Source organism: Actinomadura montaniterrae, from assembly GCF_008923365.1.
Classification (GTDB): Bacteria; Actinomycetota; Actinomycetes; order Streptosporangiales; family Streptosporangiaceae; genus Spirillospora; species Spirillospora montaniterrae.
Map to the genome: position 1 here is coordinate 1 of NZ_WBMR01000197.1, position 17,251 is coordinate 17,251.

Sequence of the window (17,251 nt, forward strand, 5' to 3'; positions counted from 1 at the left end):
CTGCGTCCGGCCGCGCTGGGGCCCGCGGCGCTGCGGCAGGTGTCGCTGCCGGTGACGAGGCTGCGGGCGAGGCGGGCGGCCGCGGGGAGCGGCGCCGGTGTCTGACCTCGGTCGGGTGCTCCGGCTGGACGCCCGCCGCTCGGCGCTGCTGGTCGCGGTGCCGATCCTCTCCGCGGTCGGGACGGCGGCGGCGGGACCGCCGCTGCTGCCCTCGGTCGCGTACTGGGACAACTCCGTCGTCGCGCTGCTCAACGCGGTGCGGTTCCTCGGCCCGGCGGCGGCCGGGCTCGCCGCGTGGACGGCCGTGCGGGAGCGCCCGCTCGACTACCTGCGCGACCTGACGGCGCGCTCGCCCGCCACGGGCGCCCTGCTCGACCTGCTGCTGCTCTCCGCGGCGGCGCTCGCGTCCTACCTGGTGGTGACCGCGCTGGTGGTCGCGGTCACGCTGCTGCGGCAGGAGGCCGGGCATCCGCATCCGCTCGGCGTGGTGGCCGGGGCGGGCGCGCTGGTCCTGCACGTCGCGGTCGGGTACCTGGCCGGACGGGTCGTCCCGCACCGGGCGACGGCGGCCGTCGTGCTCGCCGTGACGGCCCTGTGGGCGGCCGTGCGCGTGCCGGGGACGTCCTGGCTGAGCCTGCTCCCCCCTGCGGCGTTCAGCCGCATCCACCTCTTCACCACGCTGCGCGCGGGCGTGCTCGCCTACCAGGTGCTGTGGGCGTCGGGGCTGACGGCGGCGCTCGTCCTCGGATACGTGCTGTGGGCGACGCGGCGGTTCCTGCTCGTCCTGCCGCTCGCCCTGGCGCTCGCGGCGACCGGCGGCGCGACCATCGGGCTGCGCGACGCCGGCGGGACGGTGGCGCCCGCGCCGGCGGAGCGGGTGTGCCGCGAATGGCCGCTGACCGTCTGCGTGCATCCGGCGCTGCGCGCGGCGCTGCCCTCGCTGATGACGGCCGTGACGCCGCTCGCGGCGCGGCTGCGCGGCACGCCGGGCGCGTTCACCCGCGTGGAGCAGCTTCCGGGCTGGGCGCCGACGGGGGTCGCGGACGGCGTCGCCGGCATCCACCTGGACGAGGACCTGTCGCCCGGCTACCAGGAGCGGGCCGTCCGGCAGATCCGGGACGGCCTGCTGAACGCGAGCGCGTGCGCGACTCCCGGGCGGCCGCGCGGCTACGGCTCGCTGGTGGACGCGTGGCTGCTCGGCGAGCAGCCGCCGGCGATCCGCGACGCGGGGGCGGCGCGCCGGTTCGGCTCATGGGACGACGACCGGCGGCGCCTCTGGCTGCGCCGCCATTTCGGCGGCTACCGGGCGTGCGCGCTGGGCCCGGCGGACTTCCGTCCGGCGCCCCGGCGCGTCCACCGTGGCGCGGGACGGACGGCGCGGGACGCGCATCGGGCCGTCCCGGCGGGTCCGCGGGAGCTCGGCAGCGCTAGTTCCCCCGCGTGACCGCGGCGGAACCCCCATTCGGCCGCGGTCACGCGGAAGCCGTGGGCCTCAGGCCCGTCCGGCGGGCTGCGGCTCGGGACGGGCGGCGGCCGGCTTGGTCCAGTGCCGCTCGACGAAGAACGGCGCGACGGGCAGCACCGCGGCGATGAGCGCGAGCACGGTGCGCTTGAGTCCCCAGCCGAGCTTCTCGCCCGTGACGTACGCCAGCCCGACGTAGGCGAGGAACAGGATGCCGTGGATGGGCCCCATCACCTGGACGGCCACCGGCAGGTCCGCGCCGTACTTCAGCGGCATGGCGATCAGCAGCAGGACCAGGAACGAGGTCGCCTCGGCGATGGAGACGACACGGAATGCGCGCACGATGTCCACGAACCCCTCAACGCCCCGCCCCCGTTCCGGGTTTCCCGCCCGCCTATGGCCCTGCTCACACGCCCCTGGCCCTGCTCACGCCCCCCCGCACTCACGTGCAGGGCACGGACCGTTACCAAGATGGGACGACATGCCGGGCACCCACCCGCTCTAAGGTGTCGGGGTGGACTGGAGCCTGCTGACTTGTGCGCGCAAGGGGCACGTCACCTACGCCCCCGACGAGAAGCCGCTGCGCGAGCGGCTGCTGGTGTCGTCCCCCGTCGGGGACGCGTGGCGGTGCCTGCGCTGCGGCGCGTACGTGCACGGCGAGCCGCACGGCTCGGGCCCGGCGGACCGGGCGCCGCTGGTGAAGCGCGGCAAGGAGCTGCGGGACGCGTTCATCATGCGGTTCTTCGCGGTGGAGCGGCTGATCCGCGGGCTGATCGTGGCGGTGGCGGCGTACGGGGTGTGGCGGTTCGCGCAGAGCCGCGGCTCCATCCAGGAGGTCTTCGAGAAGGAGATCCCGCTGCTGCGGCCGATCGCGAAGCAGTTCGGCTGGGACCTGGACCACTCCAAGATCGTCACCTCGATCCGGCACGTGTTCGGGCTGGAGGAGCGGACGCTGCGCTGGCTCGCGATCGGGCTGCTGGTGTACGCGGCGATCGAGATCATCGAGGCGGTCGGGCTGTGGCTGCTGCAGCGGTGGGGCGAGTACTTCGCGGTCGTCGCGACCTGCTTCGGCCTGCCGGTCGAGATCTACGAGCTGTCCGAGAAGGTGACGGTGCTGCGCATCGGCGCGCTGGCCATCAATATCGGTCTGATCGTCTACATCATCGTCACCAAACGGCTGTTCGGGGTGCGGGGCGGCCGCGCGGCCCACGAAGCGCATCTGCGCAGCGAGTCGCTGATGGAGGTGGAGCACGCGGCGACCGATCGGGACGTCGCGGGGGCGCCGCGTCCCGCCGCCGGGTCCCCCGGGTGAGGTGAGTGGGCGGTAAGTCCGGGAATGTGGGGGACATGCCGAAGAACGACGCGGCCCGCGAGCCCGCCCCCCAGCGCGTGCGACCCGTCCCCCGGCGCGGTCTCCTCACCGCCCTCCTGCTCGTCGTGGCGACCATCGCGGTCGTCATCGTCGTGCAGCGGGCGGTGGACGGCCTGCCGCACTGGCTGAACCCGTTCCACGAGGAGACGAAGGACCGCAGCGGCCCGGTGCTGCTGCAGTCGATCCGCGACCTGAACCGCTACGAGGCCGCCAGCGGCAACTTCCAGGTCGTCGTCGACCTGGAGAAGGACGCGAAGTTCCTGCCGTCGTCGCTGCGCGGCAAGCGGACCCTGTTCGTGGGGAACGGGTCCGTCGACGCCTACGTGGACTTCTCGAAGATCGCCTCCGGCGCCGTCAAGGTGAACGCCGACCGGACGGCCGCGGTCATCACGCTGCCGCACGCCCGGCTCGAGCCGACGAACCTCGACACCAAGCGCAGCTACGTCTACGCGACCGAGCGCGGCCTGTTCGACCGGTTCGGCGACTTCTTCAGCAGCAACCCCGACAACCAGCAGCAGCTGTACGTCCTGGCGAGCCAGAAGATCCAGACGGCGGCGCAGCAGAGCAACCTTGCGGCGCAGGCGGACGCCAACACCAAGCGGATGCTGGAGAACATGCTGAAGGCGCTGGGCTTCAGGACGGTCACCGTCCAGCAGCCCAACGCCCAGTAGCCTCCCGCGTTACGCGTTACGCGTTCGGGACGCGGAGGATCAGCGCGTCGCCCTGGCCGCCGCCGCCGCAGAGCCCGGCCGCGCCGACGCCGCCGCCGCGCCGCTTGAGCTCGTAGGCGAGGTGCAGCGCGATGCGGGCGCCGGACATGCCGACCGGGTGGCCGAGCGCGATGGCGCCGCCGTTGACGTTGACCTTCTCGGGGCCGACGCCGAGGTCGCGCATCGACTGGATGCCGACCGAGGCGAACGCCTCGTTGATCTCGATGAGGTCGAGGTCGTCGACGGTCAGCCCCTCCTTGCCGAGGGCGTGCTTGATGGCGTTGGACGGCTGCGACTGCAGCGAGTTGTCGGGGCCGGCGACGTTGCCGTGCGCGCCGATCTCGGCGAGCCACGTCAGGCCCAGTTCCTCGGCCTTCGCCTTGGACATCACCACGACGGCGGCGGCGCCGTCGGAGATCTGCGAGGACGACCCGGCGGTGATCGTCCCGTCCTTGCTGAACGCCGGGCGCAGCTTGGCGAGGGACTCGGCCGTGGTGTCGGCCCGCACGCCCTCGTCCTTGGCGACCACGATCGGGTCGCCCTTGCGCTGCGGGACCTCGATCGGCGCGATCTCGTCGTCGAACACGCCGTTCTTGATGGCGGCGGCGGCGCGCTGGTGCGAGCGGGCGGAGAACTCGTCCTGCTCCTCGCGGCCGATGCCCAGCTTGGCGTTGTGGTGCTCGGTGGACTCGCCCATGGCGATGCCGTCGAACGCGTCGGTCAGCGCGTCGTAGGCCATGTGGTCGAGGACCTCGATCGAGCCGTACTTGTAGCCCGCGCGCGACTTCGGCAGCAGGTGCGGGGCCTGCGTCATCGACTCCATGCCGCCGGCCACCACGATGTCGAACTCGCCGGCGCGGATCAGCTGGTCGGCGAGCGCGATCGCGTCCAGCCCGGACAGGCAGACCTTGTTGATGTTGATGGACGGGACGCTCATCGGGATCCCGGCCTTGACGGCGGCCTGCCGCGCGGGGATCTGCCCGGCGCCCGCCTGCAGCACCTGGCCGAGGATCACGTACTGCACCTGGTCGCCGGAGACGCCCGCGCGCTCCAGCGCCGCCTTGATCGCGTGGGCGCCGAGGTCGGCTGCGGAGAAGTCCTTCAGCGCGCCCTGCAGGCGCCCGACGGGGGTGCGCGCTCCGGCGACGATCACGGACGTGGCGGTCATGTGGGGGCCTCCAGGAGGGTGCTGCGGCGACGTTTGCCACCATACCCAGGGAAGCGGCGCACGCTTCCGTTCGCCCCTGTCTGGCCGTCCGTAGGGAGAAACGCCCATGCTGACCCGTATCGACCACATCGGCATTGCCTGTCACGACCTGGAGGCCACCGTCGCGTTCTACAAGGCGACCTACGGCTTCACCGACGCGCACTTCGAGGTGAACGAGGAGCAGGGCGTCCGGGAGTGCATGCTCAAGATCAACGAGACCGGTGACGGCGCGGCCAGCTACCTGCAGCTCATCGAGCCGATCCGGGAGGACTCGGCGGTCGCCAAGTGGCTGGCGAAGAACGGCGAGGGCGTGCACCACATCGCGTTCGGCACCGACCAGGCCGTCGCGGACGAGGCGGCGGAGATCGGCGGCAAGGGCGTCCGGGTGCTGTACGACGCGCCGAGGAACGGCTCCATGGGTTCCTTGATCAACTTTTTGCACCCGAAGGACTGCCACGGGGTGCTGACCGAGCTGGTCCAGAAGGCCTAGCCGGCGGGGGCGGGGGCCGTGCGATCCGGCGGGACGGGGGCGCGGCCCGCGCACCGGCGCGGTCTCGCGCGCGCGCCGCGCGGGCGCGATCGGATCGTGACGTGTTCGATATCACCTCGCAGGCCGGTGGGGTGCAAGACCGCCGCTCTGTGAGCATTCGGACACATCTGGTGCATTTGCGGCCCCCGTACCTGGGCACCCGGGGCACCGGACGCCGTAACCGCAAACTGGGACAAACCACGCAGCGCGTCAAGATGAGCCCCCAACACGGCAGTGTCCGGAGTACGCTTCATCCACCGGAAGAGGTCTGGGGCACCGCGCCCTTTCATGGCGGCCGTCCATGCCAGGCGATCAACCGGTCCCCGGAACCACCCGTAGCCCCGTCACATCAGGATTGAGCCCTATGCAGTCCGACATCGACGCCCAGCTCAGCAACTTCTTCGAGGACACGCCCCCGCGCGATTTCGACGTGGTGCTCCGTGGCTACGACCGGCACCAGGTCGACGAGCACATCAAACAGCTCGAGAACGAGGGCCGGCAGGCACGCGAGCAGTCCCAGGCCCTGCAGCGGGAGCTGTCGGACGCCCATCGGCAGCTGCAGGAGCAGGAACGTCCCACCTACTCCGGCCTCGGCGCCCGCATCGAGCAGCTGCTGCGGCTCGCCGAGGAGCAGGCCACCGAGCTCGTCCAGGCCGCCCGCTCCGAGGCCAACGAGATCAAGGCCGCCGCGAAGGTCGACGCCGCCGAGCAGCGCGCCACCGCCGAGAACGACGCCGCCGAGCTGCGCGCCACCGCCCAGCGCGAGGGCGACGACATGCGGCAGGCCGCCGAGCGCGAGGCCGAGGAGGTGCGCACCTCCGCCCGCCGCGAGGCCGACGAGCTGACCTCCACGACCGAGCGCGAGGTCGCCAAGCTGCGCGCCACCGCCGACCACGAGGTCGCGGAGAAGCGCGCCGCCGCCGAGCGCGAGATCGCCAAGCTGCGCACCACCACCGAGCGCGAGGTCGCGCAGCTGCGCGCGTCCACCAAGCGCGAGCGCGACGAGATCCTCACCACCGCCAAGCGGCAGGCCGACGAGATGCGCGCGCAGGCCCAGCGCATCCTGGAGGAGAGCGAGGCGCAGCGGGCGCAGGCCGAGGCCGAGTTCGAGATCCAGCTCGCCGCCCGCCGCGAGGAGGCCGACCGGCAGGACGCCGAGCGGCACGCCGCCGCGCAGGCCGCCACCCAGAAGCTGGTCGCCGAGGCCGAGCAGCGCGCCGCGTCCGCCGAGCAGCGCGCCGCCAAGGCCACCCAGCAGGCCGAGCAGACCCGGCGCGAGGCCGACTCGCACGCCAAGCAGCTCATGGCCAACGCGCGCAAGAACTCCGACAACGTCATCGCCGAGGCCAAGTCGCAGGCCGAGCAGCTGCTCGCCGAGACCAAGGCCGAGGCCGACCGCGTCCGCACCGCCGCGCAGCGCCAGGTCGACGAGCTGACCCGGCAGCGCGACAGCATCACCAGCCACCTCAACCAGCTGCGCCAGCTCATCGGCGGCGTCGCCCCGGCGATGGGCGGCGAGCCCGAGCTGGCCGCGCCGCCGGAGAAGGCCGCCATCCCGGCCGCCGAGCCGAAGCCGGCCCCGCAGCAGCAGGCCCAGCCGAAGCAGCAGCCCGCTCAGCCCGCCGGCAAGGCCGCGCCCGCCAAGCAGGCCCAGGCCAAGAAGTCCGACGAGGACGACGAGGACTGGTGGCAGGAGTGACCCGCCGGGCCGGCTGACGGCCCGGAGCGTCCCGACGGAGAGCCTGGAGGCGGAAACGTCTCCGGGCTTTCCGTCGTCTACACCCGTAACGCGTGGTCGGCGGCCCTCCGTCCGGACCCGTGAACGACGACGGCAGGACGGCGAAGGAGAGCGGCGTGCCCGACGACACCCCCAGCGAGGACCGGCCGGACGGGGCGCCCGGAAAGGCGCGCACCGGCACCGCCGGCAAGGTCCCCGCGCCCGCACCCCCCGCCGACACCACGGACGCCCCGGAGGACCCGAAGGACCCGGAGAGCTCTGCGGGCACGGAGACTTCGAAGGGGGCGGAGACCTCGAAGGACGCGGAGGCCCCGAAGGGCGCGGAGGGCGGGGACGGTGCCGCGGCCGCCGGGGCCCCCACCGGCGCGCTCGACCCCGAGGTCGTGGACGAGGAGCCCGCCTGGGAGCTCGATCCGGCGACCGGCGGCCCGCGGACGCGCCCGGCGCCCGCGGCGGTCGAGCCGGTGACCCAGCGGTCGCCGGCGTCCGGCGACGGCGGCGCGGTGCCGGACCCGGACGCGCCCGACCCGGCGCACGACGTGGAGCAGCGCCGCCGCGAGGCCGGCGTGAACCCGCTGTTCCCGTTCGGCCGGCCCGGGCAGCCGCTCGGCCGCGCCCACCCGTTCGTGTTCGGGTTCACCGCCGCGCTCGGCGTGATCACCGCGTGGATGCTGGTGAAGGCCGCGACGAACGCCAAGTCGGTGCTCGTGATGATCGTGGTGGCGATGTTCCTCGCGGTCGGGCTGAACCCGGCGGTGGAGCGGCTGCGCCGGTTCGGGCTGCCGCGCGGCGCCGCGGTCGGCGCGGTGTTCCTGATCGTGATCCTGTTCTTCGCGGGGTTCGTCGCGTCGCTCGTCCAGCCGGTCACCGAGCAGGTCACCGAGCTGCGGCACAGCATCCCCGACTTCGTGAACCAGCTGCAGAACAACAAGACGCTGGCCGACTGGGACAAGCGCTACGGGCTGCTCAAGCGCGCGGAGAAGGCCGTCAACAGCCCGGGGTTCCAGAACGGGCTGACCGACACCGCCACCGGCATCGGCAAGGTCGCGATCAACGGCGTGTTCCAGACCGTCACGATCCTGATCCTGACGCTCTACTTCATGAGCTCGCTGCCGCAGATCAAGACGTTCTTCTACCAGCTCGCGCCGCGCTCCCGGCGGGCCCGCGTCGCGCTGCTCGGCGACGAGATCCTGGACCGGATCGGCGGGTACGTCGCCGGCCAGTTCACGATCGCGTTCATCGCGGGGCTGTGCTCGTACATCTTCCTGTCGATCCTCGGGGTGAAGTACGCGCTGGCACTGGCGCTGATCGTCGCGGTGACGGACCTCGTCCCGCTGATCGGCGCGACCATCGGCGCGGTGATCGTCTGCCTGGTCGCGTTCCTCACCGGGACGACCACCGACCTCATCGTCTGCGTGATCTTCTACGTGGTGTACCAGCAGGTCGAGAACTACCTGGTGTACCCGCGCGTGATGAAGCGGACGGTCGACGTGCAGCCCGCGGTGACGATCGTCGCGGCGCTGGTCGGTGCGGCGCTGCTCGGCGTGGTCGGGGCGCTGCTGGCGATCCCGACGGCGGCGGCGATCTCGCTGCTGATCCGCGAGGTGGTCATGCCGCGGCAGGAGACGCTCTAGCGCGGGGCCGCGCCGTCGGCGGGGCCGCGCGGTCGGCGGGGCCGCGGCGTCAGCGGGTGGTGCGGGCCGCCGCGGCGGCGAACTCGGCGACGGCCTGGTTGAACAGGTCGGGCTGCTCGACGGCGCACAGGTGCCCGGCCCGCGGGATGACGAGCAGCTCGGCGTTCGGCAGGGCGTCGGCCATGGCGCGCGCCTCGTCCTCGGTGGCGAGCGTGTCCTCGTCGCCGACCATCACCAGCGCGGGCACCTTGAGGCCGCGCAGCGTCTCGAACGACTCGGGACGCGCGGCCATCGCCCGCTGCGCCCACGCGGCGGCCGGCGCGGGCGTCGCCTGCACGAGCCCGCGGACGCGCCCGTACACGAGGGCGCGCTGCCGGTAGGTGGTCGGCCCGACGAGCCCGGGCAGCATCTCGTCCAGCAGGACCTGGACGGTGCCGTCGCGGTCGATCACGTCGGCCTGCCGCAGCCGGTTCTCCCGGACGCCGGGGGTGTCGGCGGCGGCGCGGGTCGACGCGAGGACGACGCCGAGGACCAGGTCGGGGTGGCGGCGGCACAGCGCCATCGCGACGTACCCGCCCATGGACAGGCCGCCGACGACGGCGCGCTGGAGGCCGAGGCGGCGGAACAGGTGCGCGACGTCGTCGGCCATCGCGTCGACCGACGGCTCGTCGGTGCCGAGCCGAGAGCCGCCGAACCCGCGCAGGTCCGGGGTGATGACGCGGAACCGGTTCGCGAGGCCCTGCCGCTGCTCCAGCCACATCGCCGAGGAGAGCGGGAAGGCGTGCAGCAGGACGAGGGGTGTCCCCGTTCCGACGTCCCTGGCGTACAGCTGCACGGTCATCCGGTTCCCTCACGTCCGCGTCCGCGAAACGCCGCCGCGTTCACGCGGCGGTCGGACAATCGTTACCCGCGATCGGGGGCGGTGGGACGGGAGTGGCCGCGATCGGCCGCGCGCGTTTATCTGTCCGGTTCGTCCCATTCTGTGGGGAGCGGATACGCGTCCGGGGCGACGTGCCGGACGATCTCGTTCAGCACGATCCGGACGTACGGCTCCCCCACCCACAGGTGCTTGGCGTTGTCCACGCCGATCACCTCCGCCTGCGGCGCGCGCGCGAACCGCTCCCGCGCCTCCGCCGGGCGCAGGTAGTCGTCGAACTCCGGGACGAGCGCGACGAGCGGCCGCCCGTCGGCGCCCCACGCGTCCAGGTCGCCGTCCCCGGCCCGCTTCAGCGGCGGCGACAGCAGGATCGCGCCCTCGACCAGCGGGTCCAGCCCCCAGCGCAGCGCCAGCTCGGTGCCGAACGACCAGCCGAGCAGCCACGGCCGCGGCAGGTCGTGGTACTCGGTGTACTCCAGCGCCGCCGCGACGTCGAAGCGCTCGGTCTCGCCCTCGCCGAACTCGCCCTCGCTGGTGCCGCGCGCCGACGTCGTCCCCCGTGTGTTGAACCGCAGGATGGCGAGGCCCGCGAGCGCGGGCAGCCGGTAGGACGCCTTGCGCAGCACGTGGCTGTCCATCATGCCCTCGGCGGTCGGCAGCGGGTGCAGGCAGACCAGCGTCGCGACCGGCGGCCGGTCCGGCGGCAGCGCCAGCTCACCGACGAGCCGCAGCCCGTCGGAGGTGTGCAGGGTGATCTCCTCGCGCCGCGCCGGGAGCACCGTCGCCGCCCTGATCTCCGCCATCGACTCCCTCACTCGGTGGTGCCGCGCCCTTCGACGCCGTGCCCGGTGACGCGCCGCGCCTAGTAGCGCGGCGCGTTCCTGCTCCGCTGGACGCGCGGCGCCCGGCGGGCCCGCGCCTGCCAGCACGGGCGGTGCCAGTGCCGCCGGTCGTCGGCGCCGCCCCGCTCGTCCGCCGGCCACGCGACGACGTGCGGGACGCCCGGCGGGATCTCCTGGTCGCAGCCCGGGCACCGGTACGCCTTCGTCGACGCCGCCCCGGCGATGGACCGGACGATCCATTCGCCGTCCGGGCCGTCCTCCGTCCGCTGCGCCCAGCCCCCGCCGCCGCTGCCGCCGCCGCTGCCCTGCGGCGGTTTCCCGGACACGGCACGGCGGTTCTTGCGGGGGCTCATGTCCCAAGGATATTCAGCGGATCGGCACGCCCGCGGTGACGTGCTCGGTGAGGAGCGGGACGGGCGCGAGGGCCGGCTCGCGGGTCTCGGCGTGCAGGGCGCGCAGCACGGCGACGGCCCGGTCGATCCCGAGACGGTCGAGGTCGGCGATGGGGCCCGTCGGGTAGCCGCAGCCGAGCGTCATCGCGGCGTCGATCGCGTCCGGGTCGGCGTAGCCGGCGCCGAGCATCGCGGCGGCGTCGTTGAGGTAGGGGAAGCGCAGCGCGTCCACGATGAAGCCGGCGCGGGCGCGGCAGCGGACGACGGTGAGGCCGAGCCGTCCGGCCAGCTCGGCGGCTCGGTCGGCGACGCCGGGGCCCGTCGCGACGGTCTCCGCGATCTCCGCGAGCGCGCCCGCCGCGTCCGGCAGGTGCAGGCCGACGACGTCGGCGGGACGTCCGGACGCCGTCGCCGCCTCGGCCACCGGGACCGTCGCGGACGTGACGGCGAGGACCGCGCCGGGCTTGGCGGCCTGCGCCGCGGCGGCGAGCAGCTCCCGGCCCGCGCCGGCGTCACCGGACGCCTCGATGATCAGGTCGCAGTCGGCGAGGTCGGCGGCGGCGTCGCGGACCTGCGCGCCGGCGCGGTCGCAGATCGCCGCGAACGCGTCGGCGAGGGCGCCGGTGCCGAGGACGCCGACGACGGGCGCGGGACCGTCCGCCCGCGCGGGCGCCTCTTCCTTCGGCGCGCCGTGGTCGTAGAAGCCGCGGCCCGTCTTGCGGCCGAGCAGGCCCGCGGTGACCAGCTCGCGCAGAAGCGGCGACGGCGCGTGCCGCCGGTCGCGGGTCTCGGCGTGGATCGCCTCCAGCACCTCAAGGCAGGTGTCGAGGCCGATCAGGTCCATGAGGGTGAACGGGCCCATCGGCAGGCCCGCGCCCGCCGTCATCGCGGTGTCGATGTCGTCGCGCGTCGCGTGCCCGGACTCCAGCATCCCGGCGGCCTGGTTGAGGTAGCCGAACAGCAGCCGGTTCGCGACGAACCCGGCGCGGTCGCCGATCGTCACCGGCGTCTTGCCGAGGTCCTTCACCAGCGCGGCGACGCGGTCCACGGCGTCCGGCTCGGTGAGCACCGTGCGGATGACCTCGACGAGCTTCATGACCGGCGCCGGGTTGAAGAAGTGCACCCCGACGATCTTGGTGGGCCGCTCGGTGGTGACCGCGATGTCGGTGACCGACAGCGACGAGGTGTTGGTGGCGAGCACCGCGTCGGCGCGGCACACCCCGTCCAGCGTCGCGAACACCTTGCGCTTCAGGTCGAGCCGCTCCGGCACCGCCTCGATGACCAGGTCGCAGTCGCCGAGGTCGGCGAAGTCGGTGGACAGCGCCACCCGGCCGAGGATCTCGCGCTGCGCGTCCTCGGTGAGCTTCCCGCGCTTCACCGCGCGCCCCGTCGACTTCTCCAGGTGGCCGCGGCCGCGCTCCAGCGCGTCCTGGTTCACCTCGATGCCGACGACCGCCAGGCCGCCGCGCGCCAGCACCTCCGCGATGCCCGCGCCCATGGTGCCCAGTCCGACGACCCCGACCCTGCTGAACGAACCACCAGTCATGCACCGCAGTCTCCCAGAGCGCTCGGCCCGGCCGGATGCCGGGTACGACCGGGACGTGCGCTTCGGAATCTTCCTGCTCGCCGCCCGCTATCCCGGTCAGGACGACGCCGCCGCCCTGGCCCGCACGGTCGAGGCCGCCGTCGCCGCGGAACGCGCCGGATTCGACGACGTGTGGCTGGCCGAGCACCATTTCATGTCCTACGGCGTCATCCCGTCCGCGACGCTCATGGCGGGCCACATTCTCGCCCTGACCGGCCGCATTCACGTCGGCACGGCCGTCAGCGTCCTTTCCGACCAGCATCCCGTCGCGCTCGCGGAACAGGCGGCGATGCTGTCACTGCTTTCCGGCGGACGTTTCCGGCTGGGCGTCGGACGCGGCGGCCCGTGGCGCAGTCTCGAGGTCTTCGGAACGGGGCTCCGCCGCTACGAGGAAGGGTTCGCCGAATCCCTCGACCTGCTGCTCGCCTGGCTGCGCTCGGAAAGGGTCGGATGGCAGGGCGAGCATTTCTCGTTCCGCGAAGTCCCGGTCGTGCCGAGAACGGACGTGCCGCCGCCGGTGTCCGTCGCGTGCACCTCTCCCGCCACTGAGGCCGTCGCCGCCGAACGCGGCCTGCCGATGCTCCTCGGAATGCACGTCGGCGACGACGAGAAGGCCGCCGCCGTCGCCCGCCACGGCGACCCGGACCTGCCGCACGTCTCCGTCCACCTCGCGCAGGTCGCCGACTCGCGGGACGCGGCCGTCCGGACGCTGCTCGCCGAGATGCCGCGCTGGCTCGGCCCCGGCCTGGACGGCTACGTGCCCGTCGACGACCGGCCCCGGCCGTCCCGCGACCCCGCCGCCTACACCCGCCGCCTCTGCGACCTGCACCCCGTCGGCTCCCCCGACGACTGCGCCGCCGCGCTCGCCGCGACCGCCGGGCGGACCGGGATCCGGCACCTCGTCCTGCTGGTCGAGGCCGCCGGATCGCACCGCGCGACGCTCGAGAACATCGCCCGCCTCGGCGAGGAGGTCCTCCCGAAAACCCGCGCCGCGCTCTCCTAATGCCCGGCGCTCCCCCGATGTGCGGCGCTCCCGTGACATGCGGCACTCCCCTGACGCGCGGACGCGCCGCCCTTCGCGGAAGGGCGGCGCGTCCGGGAGCGATTCGGCGAGGGCCGCCGAATCAGCAGTCGCGCAGTTCCGGAGACTGGTTCAGGATCTGCTCGCGCGGCGTCACGAACGTGCGGTACGCCGCCGAATCGCCGGACGGGAAGACGGCGACCCGATGGCAGTTCTGGAACGCCAGCTTCACCCCGAAGTAGCGTTCCAGCGTTCCGCGCATCGCGTCGCTCGCCAGCACGCGCAGCAACTGGCCGCGCGCCCGCTCGTCCGGCGGCGGCGTCAGGTTGTCGGCGAACTCGCCGCCGTCCACCTGCAGCCGCGCCACCAGACCGCTGATCAGCTCCCAGGCGTACGGGAGGGACGTCCTGATGCATTCGACGAACTCCCTGTCGCCGATCTCGCCCTGGCGAGCCGTCTCCAGGAGTTCCGGGGTCACGTCGAGGGACATCGCGGGGGTCCTTTCGCAGACGGATGAAACCCACCACCCGCGACGCTAATCACGGCATCCCGACAATTCCAGGCTTGACAGAGATCCTGACATGAGCCATATGCGGCCCGCGACCGCCCGGCCGGGAGCCCCCGTTCGTCCCGGCCGGAAGGCCCCGTTCGTCCCGGCCGGAAGGCCCCGTTCGTCCCGGCCGGGAGGCCCCGTTCATCCCGTCCGGAAGGCCTCGTTCGTCCCGGCCGGGATGCGTCCGCTCGTCGGGCCGGGGAAGCCGCCGGCCCGGTGGCCGGCGGCCCCGCCGTCAGCCCGCGGGCGCCGCTCCGTGCCGTCCGGACGGCCGCCGCACCGGGCGCGTGCCCCGCTGCGCCCGCTCCTCCCAGAACTCGCGCGCCCGCCGCGCCAGCGTCGCGTTCCGCGCCGCCCGCGCCTCGGCGCGCCGCTCGCGGGCCCGCTGCTGCATGATCGACCGCATGATGTCGTGGTGGTACACGGCCCCTCCTCCGTCGCGGGCCGCGGAAACGACCCGACATCCAAGAGGTTCGTCCTAAGGCCCCCGCCCCCACATCAGGACGACGCCCTATATCCGGCCTTACGGGGGTCTTAGACGCTCTTATGCAGGCCAGGGCGATGTCGGACGCGGCTGGCAGAATCCCGCGGCATGGACGAACTCCTGGCGGGGCTTGACGACGTCGACTGGGCCGGGCTCGGCCACGCCTACGGTTCCGCCGACGACGTCCCAGACCTGCTGCGAACGCTCCAGGCCCCGGGCCAAGAGGACCGCCAAGACGCGCTGCACATGCTCTACGCGAGCATCTACCACCAGGGCAGCCGCTACCCGGCGTCCGGTGCCGCCGTGCCGTTCCTGCTGGCCCTCGCCGCCGACCCCGCCACCCCCGACCGCGACGACCTGCTGTACCTGGCCGCCGGGATGGCGATCGGCTTCGACGAGTCGCACCTGCCGTCCGGCGTCGACATCGCCGGGTGGCGGCGCGAGGTCGCCCGGCTGCGCGCCGCCGACCCCGCCGACGAGGAACGCCGCCTGGACGCCTGGGTCGAGGAGGCCGCCGATCCCGCCGAGCGCTCATCCAGGAGGCGCCACCGGGAGCTCGTGGACGCCGGTTACCTGCTAGCCGAACTGGCCGCCTACGACGCCGTCCGGTCCGGGCTGCCCGTCGTCCGCGCCCTGCTCACCGACGCCGACGCGCACGTCCGCGCGGCGGCCGCCTACGCGGTCGGCTGGTTCCCTGAGGAGGCCGCCGCGTCGCTGCCGGTGCTGCAGGCGCTGCTCGCCGCAGAGACCGACCCCGCCGTCACCGCGAACGCCCTCGTCTCCGCCGGCCTCCTCGACGGCCGCGACCTCATCCCCCGGCTCCGCGAACACCTCGCCGGCACCGAACCGCTCCCCCGCTGGGCCGCCGCCATCGCGCTCCTCCGCCTGGACGTCACCGACCCGTCCGTCATCGCCGAACTCGCCGCCACCACCGTCACCCCGCCCGAGATGCCCGGCCCGCCCGTCGCGTTCATGAACGGCGACCTGCGCCTCTACTCGGCCGCCGCCATCGGCGCAATGGCCGAACCGCCGGACCAAGCCGTCGGCGCCGTCCTCGACGGGCTGTCCCGCACGTCCGACGACGCGTCCTTCCCCATGACCGCCACCGCGCTGCGGCTGACCTTCGGTGAGCCGTCCCGGCCGCTGCCGCCCTACGCCTCCCTCACGCCCGCGCAGCAGCGGACCGTCCGGGTCATCGCCGAACTTCCGCACGACAGCTGGCAGTGGGGCAACCTCCTGGAGGTCCTGCGCGACTGGGGCCTGCCCAACGACCGCGACGAGTGCCGTGCGTACGCGGGTCTCGCATGACGGCCACGCCACGTCCACGGCGGAACTAAGGTTGGGCAACGTGCGTCTCGTTATCGCCCGCTGCAGCGTCGACTACGCCGGCAAGCTCACCGCCCACCTGCCCATGGCCCCCAGGCTCGTCCTGATCAAGTCGGACGGGAGCGTGAGCATCCATGCCGACGACCGCGCCTACAAGCCGCTGAACTGGATGAACCCGCCGTGCTCCCTGCGCGAGGAGCCCTACGACGAGAACGGCGCGATCGCCCGCTGGACGGTGACGCACGGCAAGTCGGGCGAGCGGCTGATCCTCACCATCGAGGAGATCCTGCACGACACCAGCCACGAGCTGGGCCTGGACCCGGGCCTGCAGAAGGACGGCGTCGAGGCGCACCTGCAGGAGCTGCTCGCCGAGCACATCACCACGCTCGGCGACGGCTGGTCGCTGATCCGCCGCGAGTACCCGACCGCGATCGGCCCCGTCGACATCCTGTGCCGGGACGCCGACAGCGCCACCGTCGCCGTCGAGATCAAGCGGCGCGGCGAGATCGACGGCGTCGAGCAGCTCACGCGGTATCTGGAGCTGCTGAACCGGGACCCGCACCTGGCGCCGGTCCGCGGGATCTTCGCGGCGCAGGAGATCAAGCCGCAGGCCCGCGTCCTCGCCACGGACCGCGGCATCAACTGCGTCACCCTCGACTACGACGCGCTCCGCGGCATCGAACACGAGGGCACCCTGTTCTGACCCTCCACCGCCGCCGGTCTGACCCTCTACCACCGCCGGTCTGACCCTCCGGCGCCGCCGGCTCGGCCGCTATTGCGCGGCGACGGCCTCGATCTCCAAGAGCATCGCCGGGTCGGACAGGGCGTCGACGCCCGCGAGAAGGCTGGTCGGACGGCAGTCCCCGGCGGCGAGCTCGGCGGTGACGGCGTCGTAGTTCGCGGTCAGCGCGGGCAGGTCCACGGTGAACAGCCGGATCTGGACGACGTCGGCGAGCGCGAACCCGGCCTTGCCGAGCGTCTCCCGCAGCCGCTGGAACGACAGCGACACCTGAGCGCGGATGTCACCGGCATGGGCGATGGCCCCGTCATCGCCGCGCGCCTCATGCCCGGCAACGAAGAGCCAGCGTTCAGGCCGCTCGATCAGGACGGCCCGCTCGTACCCGAGCCGGTCGCCGAACATGCGCGGATCTATGTCGACGCGGTTCATATCTCGCTCCCCGGTGTCCGTTTCCTGCCGCCTCGTTTCCGGCCTCTGCTACCCCTACCCGCCGGGCGGCAATAATTCTCAGGTCGAGGTTGGATCCGGTCAGGGCTGAGTGCCCGTCCTTTAAGTGGGGATGTGGTTTGGATATCCACCAAGGGTTTCCGATTCTCGGAGCGGCCGTTCGAGTGACCCTATGCAAGGGTGTTCGGGAGATCGGAGAGAAAGGGTGTTCGGGTGGTGGGGTGGCGCTTGCGTACGGGGCCGCCCCTCCAAAGTCAAGGGCGCCTTCGGCGTCGCTTCGCGATGGACTTCGTCCACCCTTGACTTTGGAGCCTCTGCGGCCCCTGGGCAGGT

General features: G+C 73.2%; 18 protein-coding genes. 9 read left to right on the plus strand and 9 right to left on the minus strand.

Translation table 11 applies throughout. The features are described 5' to 3' along the window. The first annotated feature begins 97 nt into the window (after positions 1 to 97). Complete coding sequence (locus F9B16_RS39770; RefSeq protein WP_192809215.1) at positions 98 to 1,444, plus strand: hypothetical protein; 1,347 nt, start codon at positions 98 to 100, stop codon at positions 1,442 to 1,444. A 48-nt stretch (positions 1,445 to 1,492) separates the two neighbouring features. Here the strand turns inward: F9B16_RS39770 and F9B16_RS39775 are convergent, their stop codons facing one another. Beyond that, a complete protein-coding gene (locus F9B16_RS39775) occupies positions 1,493 to 1,813 on the minus strand; it encodes a DUF3817 domain-containing protein (protein ID WP_151545434.1) in 321 nt (106 codons plus the stop codon). Between the two features lie 163 nt (positions 1,814 to 1,976). Between F9B16_RS39775 and F9B16_RS39780 the strand changes: the two genes are divergently transcribed. After that, the gene (locus F9B16_RS39780; RefSeq protein ID WP_151545436.1) at positions 1,977 to 2,774 is read left to right on the plus strand and encodes a DUF2127 domain-containing protein; all 798 of its coding nucleotides are present in this window, start codon (positions 1,977 to 1,979) and stop codon (positions 2,772 to 2,774) included. Positions 2,775 to 2,809: 35 nt separating this feature from the next. Continuing rightward, on the plus strand, positions 2,810 to 3,505 hold the full coding sequence (locus tag F9B16_RS39785; protein WP_151545438.1) for a DUF4230 domain-containing protein: 696 nt from the start codon (positions 2,810 to 2,812) through the stop codon (positions 3,503 to 3,505). 16 nt (positions 3,506 to 3,521) lie between these two features. Here the strand turns inward: F9B16_RS39785 and F9B16_RS39790 are convergent, their stop codons facing one another. Then, positions 3,522 to 4,712 (minus strand): acetyl-CoA C-acetyltransferase, encoded by a 1,191-nt coding sequence (locus F9B16_RS39790; protein ID WP_151545439.1) that lies wholly within the window; start codon positions 4,710 to 4,712, stop codon positions 3,522 to 3,524. Between the two features lie 106 nt (positions 4,713 to 4,818). Between F9B16_RS39790 and mce the strand changes: the two genes are divergently transcribed. The 3 genes from mce (at position 4,819) to F9B16_RS39805 (ending at position 8,652) form a co-directional block, all read left to right on the plus strand. Further along, entirely contained in the window at positions 4,819 to 5,241 is a 423-nt protein-coding gene (gene mce, locus F9B16_RS39795) for a methylmalonyl-CoA epimerase (protein ID WP_151545441.1), read from the plus strand. Positions 5,242 to 5,644: 403 nt separating this feature from the next. Next, on the plus strand, positions 5,645 to 6,979 hold the full coding sequence (locus tag F9B16_RS39800; RefSeq protein WP_151545442.1) for a DivIVA domain-containing protein: 1,335 nt from the start codon (positions 5,645 to 5,647) through the stop codon (positions 6,977 to 6,979). A 155-nt stretch (positions 6,980 to 7,134) separates the two neighbouring features. Then, positions 7,135 to 8,652, plus strand: coding sequence for an AI-2E family transporter (locus F9B16_RS39805; RefSeq protein WP_151545443.1), 1,518 nt, complete (start codon positions 7,135 to 7,137; stop codon positions 8,650 to 8,652). Positions 8,653 to 8,701: 49 nt separating this feature from the next. On the opposite strand, the gene F9B16_RS39810 is transcribed toward F9B16_RS39805, so the two are convergent. From F9B16_RS39810 to F9B16_RS39825, 4 genes are all read right to left on the minus strand, one after another. Continuing rightward, a complete protein-coding gene (locus tag F9B16_RS39810; RefSeq protein ID WP_151545444.1) occupies positions 8,702 to 9,493 on the minus strand; it encodes an alpha/beta fold hydrolase in 792 nt (263 codons plus the stop codon). A 116-nt stretch (positions 9,494 to 9,609) separates the two neighbouring features. Next, positions 9,610 to 10,332 carry an alpha/beta hydrolase gene (locus F9B16_RS39815; protein ID WP_151545445.1) on the minus strand — a complete coding sequence of 241 codons (723 nt, stop codon included), beginning with the start codon at positions 10,330 to 10,332 and terminating at the stop codon, positions 9,610 to 9,612. Between the two features lie 59 nt (positions 10,333 to 10,391). Then, complete coding sequence (locus F9B16_RS39820) at positions 10,392 to 10,724, minus strand: LIM domain-containing protein (RefSeq protein ID WP_151545446.1); 333 nt, start codon at positions 10,722 to 10,724, stop codon at positions 10,392 to 10,394. Between the two features lie 13 nt (positions 10,725 to 10,737). Continuing rightward, positions 10,738 to 12,309, minus strand: a complete 1,572-nt coding sequence (locus F9B16_RS39825) for a 3-hydroxyacyl-CoA dehydrogenase family protein (protein ID WP_151545447.1) — start codon at positions 12,307 to 12,309, stop codon at positions 10,738 to 10,740. 55 nt (positions 12,310 to 12,364) lie between these two features. Here F9B16_RS39825 and F9B16_RS39830 point away from each other — a divergent pair, with 55 nt between their 5' ends. Further along, positions 12,365 to 13,351 carry an LLM class flavin-dependent oxidoreductase gene (locus tag F9B16_RS39830; RefSeq protein ID WP_151545448.1) on the plus strand — a complete coding sequence of 329 codons (987 nt, stop codon included), beginning with the start codon at positions 12,365 to 12,367 and terminating at the stop codon, positions 13,349 to 13,351. 121 nt (positions 13,352 to 13,472) lie between these two features. Here F9B16_RS39830 and F9B16_RS39835 read toward each other — a convergent pair whose 3' ends face one another. Both F9B16_RS39835 and F9B16_RS39840 read right to left on the minus strand, forming a co-directional pair. Further along, entirely contained in the window at positions 13,473 to 13,859 is a 387-nt protein-coding gene (locus tag F9B16_RS39835) for an SCO5389 family protein (RefSeq protein WP_151545449.1), read from the minus strand. A gap of 298 nt (positions 13,860 to 14,157) precedes the next feature. Then, the gene (locus tag F9B16_RS39840; protein ID WP_151545450.1) at positions 14,158 to 14,346 is read right to left on the minus strand and encodes a hypothetical protein; all 189 of its coding nucleotides are present in this window, start codon (positions 14,344 to 14,346) and stop codon (positions 14,158 to 14,160) included. A 168-nt stretch (positions 14,347 to 14,514) separates the two neighbouring features. Here F9B16_RS39840 and F9B16_RS39845 point away from each other — a divergent pair, with 168 nt between their 5' ends. Together F9B16_RS39845 and nucS are read left to right on the plus strand one after the other, a co-directional pair. Then, the gene (locus F9B16_RS39845; protein WP_151545451.1) at positions 14,515 to 15,714 is read left to right on the plus strand and encodes a HEAT repeat domain-containing protein; all 1,200 of its coding nucleotides are present in this window, start codon (positions 14,515 to 14,517) and stop codon (positions 15,712 to 15,714) included. Positions 15,715 to 15,754: 40 nt separating this feature from the next. Then, positions 15,755 to 16,435 carry an endonuclease NucS gene (nucS, locus tag F9B16_RS39850; protein WP_151545452.1) on the plus strand — a complete coding sequence of 227 codons (681 nt, stop codon included), beginning with the start codon at positions 15,755 to 15,757 and terminating at the stop codon, positions 16,433 to 16,435. A gap of 69 nt (positions 16,436 to 16,504) precedes the next feature. Here the strand turns inward: nucS and F9B16_RS39855 are convergent, their stop codons facing one another. Further along, the gene (locus F9B16_RS39855) at positions 16,505 to 16,900 is read right to left on the minus strand and encodes a Rid family hydrolase (RefSeq protein ID WP_151545453.1); all 396 of its coding nucleotides are present in this window, start codon (positions 16,898 to 16,900) and stop codon (positions 16,505 to 16,507) included. Between the last annotated feature and the right edge of the window lie 351 nt (positions 16,901 to 17,251).

Bases quoted from the DNA above. Each gene is read 5' to 3' on its own strand.
- mce (WP_151545441.1), top strand. From the start codon at position 4,819: ATGCTGACCCGTATCGACCACATCGGCATTGCCTGTCACGACCTGGAG.
- F9B16_RS39810 (WP_151545444.1), bottom strand. From the start codon at position 9,493: ATGACCGTGCAGCTGTACGCCAGGGACGTCGGAACGGGGACACCCCTC.
- F9B16_RS39835 (WP_151545449.1), bottom strand. From the start codon at position 13,859: ATGTCCCTCGACGTGACCCCGGAACTCCTGGAGACGGCTCGCCAGGGC.
- F9B16_RS39815 (WP_151545445.1), bottom strand. From the start codon at position 10,332: ATGGCGGAGATCAGGGCGGCGACGGTGCTCCCGGCGCGGCGCGAGGAG.
- F9B16_RS39845 (WP_151545451.1), top strand. From the start codon at position 14,515: ATGGACGAACTCCTGGCGGGGCTTGACGACGTCGACTGGGCCGGGCTC.
- F9B16_RS39800 (WP_151545442.1), top strand. From the start codon at position 5,645: ATGCAGTCCGACATCGACGCCCAGCTCAGCAACTTCTTCGAGGACACG.
- F9B16_RS39785 (WP_151545438.1), top strand. From the start codon at position 2,810: ATGCCGAAGAACGACGCGGCCCGCGAGCCCGCCCCCCAGCGCGTGCGA.
- F9B16_RS39855 (WP_151545453.1), bottom strand. From the start codon at position 16,900: ATGAACCGCGTCGACATAGATCCGCGCATGTTCGGCGACCGGCTCGGG.
- F9B16_RS39820 (WP_151545446.1), bottom strand. From the start codon at position 10,724: ATGAGCCCCCGCAAGAACCGCCGTGCCGTGTCCGGGAAACCGCCGCAG.
- F9B16_RS39790 (WP_151545439.1), bottom strand. From the start codon at position 4,712: ATGACCGCCACGTCCGTGATCGTCGCCGGAGCGCGCACCCCCGTCGGG.
- F9B16_RS39825 (WP_151545447.1), bottom strand. From the start codon at position 12,309: ATGACTGGTGGTTCGTTCAGCAGGGTCGGGGTCGTCGGACTGGGCACC.